Raw genomic sequence first — 9630 nt, forward strand, 5'->3', positions numbered from 1 at the left:
GTCGCGCCAAAAGCCACGGTGTCTTTGCCGGTGTAACGCTGCAACAGCAGCAGCCACGCGGCCTGCACCAGCGTGTTGACGGTGACTTTCGAGGCACGGGCGAAGGCTTCCAGGCGTCGGGTCAGCGTCTCGTCCAGGATCTGCACATGGTCGCCATAACCGGTACCGGCCTGGGCCGGTGGTGCAATGACATCGGCCAGCCGCGTCGGGGCCTCCAAGCGTTGCAGCAAAGGCGTCCAGAACGCTTCGCTGGCCACCGCATCCTGGCGTTGCAGCCAGGCGATGTAGTCCCGGTAGCGGCTGCCCGATGCGACGACAGGTTGGCCGCTGTAGCGTTGCAGCACTTCGCCGAGTAATTGCGAGTTGCTCCAGCCGTCCATCAGGATGTGATGGCAGGTGTAGATCAAGTGGTAGCGGTCCTCTGCCACGCGTGTCACTACCAGGCGCAGCAAGGGCGCCGACTCCAGTTCGAAACCCTGCTGGCGCTGCGCCAGGGCAAGGGAGTCGAGGTCCTGGGACAGTTGCGCACTGGCGCGCCAGTCATGGAACAGGAAGGCAACGTCCAGCTGTTTGTGCACGACCTGCAGGGCACGCTTGAACTCACCTTCCCAGACGAAACTGCTGCGCAGCACTTCATGGGCGTCCATGGCCGCCTGCCAGGCCTGGCGGAAGCGCTCGACGTCCAACCCTTCGACATCCACCCGCAGCTGATTGATGTAGCTGCCGGCCTGTTGCTCATACAACGTATGGAACAGCATGCCTTGCTGCATGGGCGACAACGGATAAATGTCTTCGACTTGCCGGGGCGCCAGTGGCAACGCGTCCAGCTCAGCCTGGGTCAACCCGGCCAGCGGGAAGTCCGACGGCGTGAAGCCTTGGTGCGGTGCCTGACAGCAGTGCTCGATCAGGGCCTGCAACTCTCGGCCATAGTCCAGGGCCAGCGTCTGGATCGTCGATTCGTCGAACATCTGCGTGCTGAACGTCCAGTCGATACTCAGTTCGCCGGCGTAGACACTGCCATTGAGGGTCAACCAGTTGTCCAGCGGCGCCAGCGGGCTCTGTGGTGCGCCCGCCGATTCGCTGGCCGGGATAAACAAGCCATCGGCATCATCGGCGAATCCGCTGTCGAACTGGCCCAGGTAGTTGAAGGTAATGCGTGGCACAGGCAACGCCTGGAGGGTACGACGGGTCTGCTCATCCCCCAGGTAGCGCAGCGCACCGAATCCGAGCCCTTTGTCGGGTATCGCCCGCAATTGCTCCTTGATCGCCTTGAGCGAATCCCCTGCGGTGACGGCCGGGGTCAAGCGTACCGGGAACAGGCTGGTGAACCAGCCGACGCTACGACTCAGATCCAGGTCATCGAACAACGCCTCACGGCCGTGCCCCTCCAGCTGAATCAAGGTCGAGGCGTCGCCGGACCAGCGGCCAATCACCCGGGCCAGAGCCGTCAACAACAGATCGTTGACCTGGGTGCGGTAGGCCGCCGGCGCTTGCTGCAAGAGTTGTCGGGTCTGGTTTTTATCCAGCCGCGTCTGAACCTGCGCCCCATGGCACCTGCGCAGTTCGCCCTCGGGCCGGTCGCAAGGCAAATCGGCGCGAGCGTCCTGCAGTTGCCCTTGCCAATAGGCTATTTGAGCCTGTAACGCCGCACTGCCGGCATGCCCCTGCAACCGTTGCGCCCAAGCCTGGGTGGCACTGGTCTTGGCGGGCAGTTTCAGGGCCTGGCCGGCCTGCAGTTGTTGATAAGCCTGTTGCAGGTCTTCCAGCAGAATGCGCCACGACACTCCGTCTACCACCAAGTGATGGATCACCAGCAACAGCCGCTGGCTGCCATCGGCCAGGCTCGCCAAGACCCCGCGCAACAGTGCGCCGTTCTGCAGTTCGAGACTGCGCTGGGCTTGTTCGACCAACCGTTCAAGCGCCGCAGCATCTGCCACCTCGGCGGTCCACAACAGCGGTGAGCGTTGCCAAAGCCCCTGTTGCTCGGCGAGGCTTTGATGGCGAGCGGTCCAGGCGTCGTTCTCACGGGTGAAGGCCAGGCGCAAGGCATCGTGGTGGGCAACCAATGCCTGCAACGCCTGCTCCAGATGAGCGGCGTCCACTGGCCGCAGCCCTTTGAGCAGCACCGATTGGTTCCAGTGATGCGGCTCGGCCATGTCCTGTTCGAAAAACAGTTGCTGGAACGGCAGCAACACCGCGTCGCCCGTCACCGGGCCCTGGTCGATGCCCGGGCCGCTGTCCCCCTGGTTCGCCACGCTGGCGAGCCCCTGGATGGTCTGGTGGACGAACAGATCCTTGGGACTGAAATGAATCCCGGCCTGCCGCGCCCGGCTGACCATCTGGATCGAGATAATCGAATCGCCCCCCAGCTCGAAGAAGTTGTCACCCACCCCCACTTGCTCGCGGCCGAGCACGCTTTGCCAGATCGCGGCCAGGGTCTGTTCGAGGACGGTGATCGGTGCGATGTAAGCCTTGGGGCTGGCGCTGATATCGGCTTTGGGCAGTGCCTTGCGTTCCAGTTTGCCGTTGGGGCTGACGGGCATTTTTTCCAGCCACACCCAGTGCTGCGGCACCATGTAGTCGGGCAAGGACTGGCTCAAATGGTCCTTGAGGCGACCTTGCAGCGCCTGGCGGACGGTGTCTTCGGCGCTCAGCAGTTCAGCGCGGGCTGGCACCAGGTAGGCCACCAGCAAGGTGCCGTCCTGGGCGATGACGACGGTTTCGCGCACCTCGGCGTGCTCGGCCAGGCGCACTTCGATTTCCCCCAGCTCAATGCGCAGGCCACGGATTTTCACCTGATGGTCCATGCGCCCGGCGTATTCAATCACGCCATCGGTGCGATAGCGCGCCAGGTCACCGGTGCGATACAGCCGCTGCCCCGTGCCGAAGGGGCCGGTCACGAAGCGTTCGGCGGTCAGCGCCGCGCGTCGATGGTAACCCCGGGCCAGGCCCTCGCCCGCCAGGTACAGCTCGCCCGTCACACCGACCGGCACGGGCGACAATTCATCGTCCAGGACGTAAGTACCCAGGTTGGCAATCGGCTGGCCGATCGGCACGCTGTCGCGACCGTCCTGGACACAGGTCCAATGGGTGACGTCGATGGCTGCCTCGGTCGGACCGTAGAGGTTGTACAGGCTGGCGTTCGGCAGTTTGGCGAACACCTGCTGCTGCGCATCCACCGGCAGGGCTTCGCCGCTGCACACGATCCGCTTCAGGCTGGTGCATTGGGCCACGTGTGGGTCTTGCACAAACGCCTGCAACATCGACGGCACGAAGTGCAACGTGGTGATGCGCTGCGCGGTGATCAGCTCGATCAGTTGCGTCGGGTCGCGATGAGCGCCCGGCGCGGCCACCACCAGCGTCGCGCCGGTCAGCAGCGGCCAGAAGAACTCCCACACCGATACGTCGAAACTGAAAGGCGTTTTTTGCAGCACGCTGTCCGTGGCATCGAGCCCATAGGCCTGCTGCATCCAGCACAGCCGATTGACCAGGGCCGAATGACGATTGCCCGCGCCCTTGGGCTTGCCGGTGGAACCGGAGGTGTAGATCACGTAGGCCAGGTTTTCAGCGTCAACGTCGACGCACGGATTGGCATCGCGACCTGCTTGCAGCCCGTCCTCGGGCTGATCCAGCACCAGACAGCGAATGGCCTCCGGAACGGGCAACGCGTCCAGTAGATGGCGCTGGGTCAACAGCAGGCCGATGCCACTGTCGTCGAACATATAGGCCAGGCGATCCCGTGGATATTCAGGGTCCAACGGTACGTAGGCACCGCCGGCCTTGAGAATCGCCAACAGCCCCAGGACCATTTCCACGGAACGCTCGACGGCGATACCCACCAGCACATCCGGGCCGACACCCTGATCGATCAACCGATGCGCCAACCGGTTGGCCCGGGCGTTGAGCTCGGTGTAGGTCAGGCGTTGCTCGCCGAAAACCAGCGCCGGGGCGTCCGGGGTCCGCGACACCTGCTCTTCGATCAAGCTGTGCACACTGCGATCGAGCGGGTATTGGACTGCCGTGGCGTTCCACTCCACCAGCATGCGCCGACGTTCGTCAGCGTCCAGTAGCGCCCACTGCACAACAGGGCGATGCAGGTCCTGCACCAAGCCTTGCAACAGGTTGAGCCAATGCTGGCCCATGCGCTCGATGGTGGCCGGCTCGAACAGATCCGTGGCGTAGGTCAGGGCCGCGTGCAGGCCTTGGGCGCTGTCGCTGGTGTCCAGGCTCAGGTCGAACTGCGCGGTGCGCTGCGCCCAACCCATAGGCTCGATGGCCAGGTCCGGCAAGGCAGTTGTCAACGCCGTGTCGGTTTCGTTGCGATGGTTGAACATGGCCTGGAACAGCGGGCTGTGACTCAGGTTGCGTTGCGGTTGCAGGGCATCGACCAATTGCTCGAACGGCAGATCCTGGTGCATCTGCGCCGCCATGGCCGTCTGCTTGAGCTGTTGCAGCAAAGCGGCGCCGGTCAAGTCGCTGTGGAATTCGGCTCGCAGCACCTGGGTATTTACGAAAAACCCGATCAATCGCTCGGTTTCCAGGCGCTGGCGGTTGGCAATCGGCACCCCGACGCGAATGTCGGCCTGGCCGCTGTAACGGTGCAACAACGCTTGGAAGGAACCGAGCAACAGCACGAACAACGTGATGTTTTCCCGGCGGGCCAAGGCTTTGAGGGCGTCGTTCAACGCGCGATCGAGCACGACCGGCAACCGTGCGCCGCGCATGCTTTGCTGAGCCGGACGCGGATGGTCGGTGGGCAGTTCCAGCAGCGGCTGTTCATCGCCCAGTTGTTCGGTCCAGTAGGCCAGTTGCCGGTCCCGTTCACCGGCAGCCATCCATTGCCGCTGCCAGACGGCGTAGTCGGCGTATTGCACCGCCAGGGCTGGCAACTGCGCGGACTGGCCCTGGATGAACGCCGAGTACAGGCTCATCAGGTCATCGACCATCACCTGCAACGACCAGGCGTCGGCAACGATGTGATGCAGAGTCAGCACCAGGATGTGCTCTTGCTCGCTCAGCGCCAGCAGGCCGACGCGCAACAGCGCATCGTTCAGCAGATCGAACGGGCGTTGCGTCTGCTGCTCGATAAATGCCTGGATACCGGCCTCGTCATCCACCGCCAGACGCTGCTCGACGAAGTCGACCTGCCCCTGGGCACGCATCACCTGACAGGTCCGGCCATCGTCTTCGACGAAGGTGGTGCGCAAACTTTCGTGACGCTCCAGCAGCGCTGCAAAGCTTTGACGCAGGGCGCCTGTATCCAGCGCACCGCGCAGCCGCAGCGCCGTCGGAATATTGTAGGCGGCGCTGTCGGGGTCCATTTTCCACAGGAACCATTGGCGTTCCTGGGCAAAGGACAATGGCAACGGCTTGTCCCGGGGTACCGGCACCAGCGCCAACGGTTGCTCACCGTGGCCGGCGTCGAGGGCCTGCACAAAATCCTGCAACGTGCTGTGTTCGAACAGACTGCGCAACGGCACCTCGATATCCAGCGCCCGACGGACCCTCGACACCACTTGGGTCACCAGCAACGAATGTCCGCCCAACTCGAAGAAGTTGTCCACAAGCCCGACACGCTCGAGCTTGAGTACCTCCTGCCAGATCGCCGCCACCTGTTGCTCACGCGCACTGCCGGGCGCCACATAGGCACGTTGCAACTCGCTGGCATCCGGGGCCGGCAACGCCTTGCGATCGACCTTGCCGTTGGGCGTCAACGGCAGTTGCGCGAGGAACAGCAGATGCGCCGGCACCATGTATTCCGGCAATTGCGCCTTGAGCGCGGTTTTGAGCGCGGTGCGCAATGAGGCCTCGGCATCCGCTTGTGGCACTGCGTCAATGGGCACTACATAGCCCACCAGTTGCGCGCCGGTCGGGCCTTCATGAGCCACCACCACGGTTTCCCGCACACTGGCCTGGGCCAGCAGCGCCGCTTCGATTTCCCCCAGTTCGATGCGCAAGCCGCGGATCTTGACCTGATGGTCGATACGGCCGATGTACTCCACTACGCCTTCAGCCCGATAGCGGGTCAGGTCACCGGTGCGGTACAGGCGCTCGCCCGTTGTGGAGAACGGGTCCGGCACAAAGCGTTCGGCCGTCAGGGCCGGACGCTGGAAGTAACCGCGGGCCAGTCCGTCGCCACCGATCAGCAATTCACCCGGCGCGCCAGGCGGGTTGAGCGTCAGGTCGCTGCCGACGATGTACAGCGCCGTGTTGTCCAGGGGTTGGCCAAGGAACGGACGGCTGTTTTCAGGGCTCAGCGGATGCACCGCCGACCAGATCGTGGTTTCGGTCGGGCCATAGAGGTTCCAGACCTTCGGTGAAAGCGCCAGCAGCCGTTGCGCCAACTCAAGGGGCAACGCCTCGCCGCCGCACAGGAAGGTGCGACCTGCCAGCAGCGCAGATTGTTCATGATCCAGCAACATGCGCCAGCTCGAAGGGGTGGCTTGCAGCACCGTCACGTCGTGCCGTTCGATCAGCGCCAGCACCGCCTGCGGATCCTGGTGTACGTTTTGGCCGGTCAGCACCACGCTGGCCCCGGTCGACAGCGGCCCGTAGATCTCCAAGCCAAAAATATCGAAGGAAAAGGTGGTCAGCGACAGCATGCGATCGCTGGCCGTGAGGCCTGGCTGGGCGATCATGCTGGAGACGAAATTGCTCAGCGCGCCATGGCGCACCATCACCCCCTTGGGTTTGCCGGTGGAGCCGGAGGTGTAGATCACGTAAGCCAAGTGTTCGGCGCTCAGCGCCACCGCCGGGCAGCTGCGCGGGGCCTCCTGCAGGGCAGCATCCGGCTGATCCAGCAACAGGGTTTCGAGCGTTGCCGGGATCGGTAATCGAGCCTGCAAACGGGCCTGGGTCAGCAGCAGTTCGATACCGCTGTCCTGGATCATGTAGGCCAGGCGATCCTCAGGGTACGCCGGGTCCAGTGGCACGTAGGCGCCGCCGGCCTTGAGGATCGCCAGCAGGCCGATAATCATCTCGGCGCTGCGCTCCAACGCGATCCCCACCGGCTGGTCAGGCGTCACGCCCAGGACAATCAAGCGGTGGGCGAGCTGGTTGGCGCGTGCATCCAACTGCCCGTAGGTCAGGGCCTGCCCATCGATCGTCAGCGCCAGCGCATCGGGGCTGACGCGGGCCTGTTCGGCGATGCGCTGGTGTACACACGCCGTGGAGCCATGATCAACCATACGGTGCCAATCTTGCTGCGTCAGACGCTGCTGGGTGGCATCGAGCAACGGCAACTCGCCGATACGTTGCTGCGGTGCATCGACGATGCCTTGCAGCAGGTTCTGCCAGTGACGGGCCAGGCGTTCGATGGTCTTTGGTTCGAAGAGATCGGTGGCGTAGGTCAGCTCCGCGAGCACACCCTGCCCGGTTTCATACGTGCCCAAGGTCAAATCGAACTGGGCGGTGTGCCCTTCCCACACCAGGTCCTCGATGCTCAGCTGCGGCAATTGCATCTGCCGGTCCTGGGTGTCGCTGGCGGTCTGGTGGTTGAACATGACCTGGAAGATCGGGCTGTGACTGAGGCTGCGCTCCGGCTGCAGGGCCTCGATCAACTGTTCGAACGGCAGGTCCTGATGAGCCTGGGCGGCCATGGCCGACTGCTTGACCTGGGCGAGCAGGCGGTCGAACGGCAATTGCCCATCGACATCGGCGCTGAGCACCTGGGTGTTGACGAAAAAGCCGATCAGGCCCTCGGTTTCGACCCGGTTGCGGTTGGCCACCGGCACGCCGACACGGATCTGCGGCTGGCCGCTGTAGCGGTGCAGCAAGGCCTGGAACGAGGCCAGCAACACCATGAACAGGCTGGCCCCTTCGCGCTGGGCCAGTTGCTTGAGCGCGGCGCCCAGTTCCGGCGCCAGGTTCAAGTCCAGGCGTGCACCACGAAAGCTCTGCACGGGTGGGCGCGGATGATCCAGCGGCAACTCCAGCACCGGCTGTTCGCGGCCCAGGGTCTGGACCCAATAGGCCAATTGTCGCTCGCGCTCACCGGCTTCGAGCCAGTGGCGCTGCCAGATCGCATAGTCGGCGTACTGCACGGTCAGTTCCGGCAAGACCAGGGACTGGCCGGCGGTGTCGGCGGCGTAATGGCGCACCAGTTCGTCCACCAGCACCTGCATCGACCAGCCATCGGAAATGATGTGGTGCTGGATCAGCACCAGCACGTGGTCGTCCTCGGCGATGTTCAACAGCGAAACCCGCAGCAACGGCCCTTGGCGCAGGTCGAATGGGCGCGCGCTCTCGCGCTCGACGAACGCCTTGATGCTGTCGTCCTGGCTGAGCGGCGAACCGACGGGCAACGCCTCGACCGTGATGCGCAGGGGCATTTGCCGGTGAATGACCTGCACGGTCTGCTCGCCGTTCTCGATGAAGGTGGTGCGCAAGCTCTCGTGGCGCTCGACCAGGGCGTTGAAGCTGCGCTCCAGGGCCGCTACGTCCAGCCGTCCTTTGAGGCGCAAGGCACTGGGGATGTGGTAGGCCGAGCTGTGGGGGTCCATCTGCCACAGGAACCACTGGCGCTCCTGGGCATAGGACAGCGCGATCTGTTCGAACCCGGAGCGGACCTCGGGGATCGGCAGATTGGCCGGCGAGACGCCCTCTTCGAGCATCTTTTCCAGGTAGAGCTTACGTTTGTCCAGCGGCAGAGTGATAAAGCGCTTGGCAATCCTCAAAGCAACACTCTTGTCCATCAGACTTCCTCCATTTCATCAAGCAGGGCTTCCAGCTTGTTCAGTTTCTGTTCATCGATCGGCCCGTCCCCGGTGTCGAGTTGCGCGACAAATTCCCCCAGGACGGGGTGCTGGAAAATCAGTTGCGGGGTCAGCGTCAACCCCAGTTCGAGCTCCATGCGCGAGACGGCATTGACCGCCAGCAGCGAATGGCCGCCCAGCTCGAAGAAGTGATCGTTCAAACCCACGCGTTCCACCGTGAGCACCTGGGCCCAGATCGCCGCGACCTGCTGTTCAAGTGCACTGGCCGGGGCGACATAACCGGCCTGCAACAGACCGGTCTCCACCGCCGGCAAGGCCTTGCGCTCGAGCTTGCCGTTGGGGGTCAGAGGCAGTTGTTCGAGGAACAGCAGGTGCGCCGGGATCATGTAGTCCGGCAGGTGTTCGCGCAGGGCGGCCTTGAGTTCATCGCGCAGGGCGCGTTGGGCTTCGGTGGCATTCAGGTTCAGCGTCGGGACGACCACGTAGGCCACCAGTTGCTGACCGCCCGGGACGTCCTGGGCCAGGACCGCGACGTCACGCACCTCGGGCTGTTGCAGCAGCCGCGCTTCGATTTCTCCCAGTTCGATACGGAAGCCGCGGATCTTCACTTGATGGTCGATGCGGCCCTGGTATTCGAGCACGCCATCGGCGCGGTAACGGCTCAAGTCCCCGGTGCGGTACAGGCGTTCGCCGGTTGTGGAGAACGGATTGGGCACGTATTTTTCGGCGGTCATCGCCGCGCGGCCGAGGTAACCACGGGTGATGCCCGCGCCGCTCAGGTACAGCTCTGCCGAGACGCCTTGGGGCACTGGTTGCAGGTCGGCGTCGAGCAGGTAGCTGGCGGTGTGCTTCAGGGGCCGGCCGATGTTCGCCGTGCCGCCGGCGGTGCGGCGGGTCCAGGTGGAATAGGTGGTGT

2 protein-coding genes are annotated in these 9630 nt (G+C 64.0%); both read right to left on the bottom strand.

What is annotated here, in order from left to right; all coding sequences use genetic code 11:
* Window positions 1-8693 (bottom strand): non-ribosomal peptide synthetase (locus KGA89_RS28470; protein ID WP_223473099.1); only part of this gene is annotated, 8693 nt, incomplete at its 3' end.
* Window positions 8693-9630 (bottom strand): AMP-binding enzyme (locus tag KGA89_RS28475; RefSeq protein ID WP_223473100.1); only part of this gene is annotated, 938 nt, incomplete at its 5' end. The genes KGA89_RS28470 and KGA89_RS28475, both read right to left, overlap by 1 nt.

The organism is Pseudomonas sp. A-RE-22 (assembly GCF_019956035.1).
In the GTDB taxonomy this organism is placed as follows: Bacteria; Pseudomonadota; Gammaproteobacteria; order Pseudomonadales; family Pseudomonadaceae; genus Aquipseudomonas; species Aquipseudomonas brassicacearum.